Origin of the sequence: Lysinibacillus sp. CNPSo 3705, from assembly GCF_028674935.1 — a bacterium.
Lineage (GTDB): Bacteria > Bacillota > Bacilli > Bacillales_A > Planococcaceae > Lysinibacillus.
The window spans coordinates 1-1,240 of sequence record NZ_JAQZSD010000164.1 but is presented as its reverse complement, the minus strand read 5'-3'; the positions used below and the strand labels follow the sequence as shown (position 1 = coordinate 1,240).

Annotated in this window: 1 protein-coding gene; it reads left to right on the top strand. The window is 31.3% G+C overall.

All coding sequences use genetic code 11. From position 1 onward, the window contains the following. The first annotated feature begins 885 nt into the window (after window positions 1-885). Window positions 886-1,239: a hypothetical protein gene (locus PVA17_RS24790; protein ID WP_274069347.1), complete on the top strand. Its 354-nt coding sequence runs from the start codon at window positions 886-888 to the stop codon at window positions 1,237-1,239. Window position 1,240: the final 1 nt, after the last annotated feature.

Below are 1,240 nucleotides of genomic sequence, written 5' to 3'. Positions count from 1 at the left end.
TTGATGTAAGAATTCTAAGTGAGTTTTAATCAAACTTTTTTATAAAAAATAACTCCTTCACAAAATTAAATCCATCCATTTTGATTAATCTTTTTTCAATATGTATGGGTTTCTTCTATTGTAAAATCAGTATTTGTAGCACGGTTTTAATTAAACTTTATTTTAAACCAACATCTATCTCGTCAAAAAGACGGATAGGCATTTTTTTATCTTCATTTAGACAAACGTTAGCTACGGAAGTATCTCGGAGGGGGGCTTAGACCTAAGTACAAAGCCGATTCTGGACGTAATTATTCCAAGGGATTGCCTCCATTAAGACAGAAGTTCTTACTTGACGTATTTAGTTATTACAATAACAATATTTCAATTATGTTCTCGTTTGTATTCACCTACAATGATTTCACGCGTGATGACGCGTGGGGGAGTATGTCTTTCAAATAATTTGCACTCGTCTCTTTCGTTTGCTGATGATCTAATAATCTAGTTTATTTGTGTATAAATTAATATCTGTAGGGACATGGGGAAATAAATCTGAACATACTGGTTATGGATTTAACACAGGCTCAATTAGATACAATAAATTCAAAAATAACTAATGGAGATTCTTGGTCAACATTAAACAACTGCTCTAGCTTTGCTGTAGATGTATGGAATTCAGTTTCTTCTGTTTAACTAAGTGCAGGCTCAACAATAAAAACTCCTACAACTTTGAGAGATAGTATTAAGAGTTAAACAGGATATGTGAGTGGACTAGGTTTTACACATACGTATAAAGTCTATTATGCAAATGGAACAGGATCACCCTCACAAAGTACTCAGTGGAATTAAGTCTCTATTAAACTATAATAACAATTATAAATTTAGGGAAATCGAGGTGGGGATTGTATGAAAAAGGGCTTAATAATTACCTTAATAATAATTATTTTAGCTGTAGGAGGTATAGCCATGATTTTTTTTACGACAACGGTATCCCCTGAAAGTATTGCAATAAGTGAGGTTAATATAGGAGATGAGAAAATTTTAATTAAAGGAAGTATTGCTGAAAGTGGTTCCTCTTATTCTGGTGAGAAAATATGGCAAAAAGATGGTGTACTCTATATTAGTATTAAGTCTAAGTTGGTAAATTTCGGAAATTCTTTTGATAAATTCAACATTTCATTAGAAAAGAAAGATTATGGGGATTTTTCAGAAGTAGTTTTAATAAAAGATGATAACAAAAGAACAATATGGTCAAAATAAT

What these genes read in the sequence shown, in the direction of transcription:
- PVA17_RS24790 (WP_274069347.1), top strand. Translation starts at nt 886, where the DNA reads ATGAAAAAGGGCTTAATAATTACCTTAATAATAATTATTTTAGCTGTA.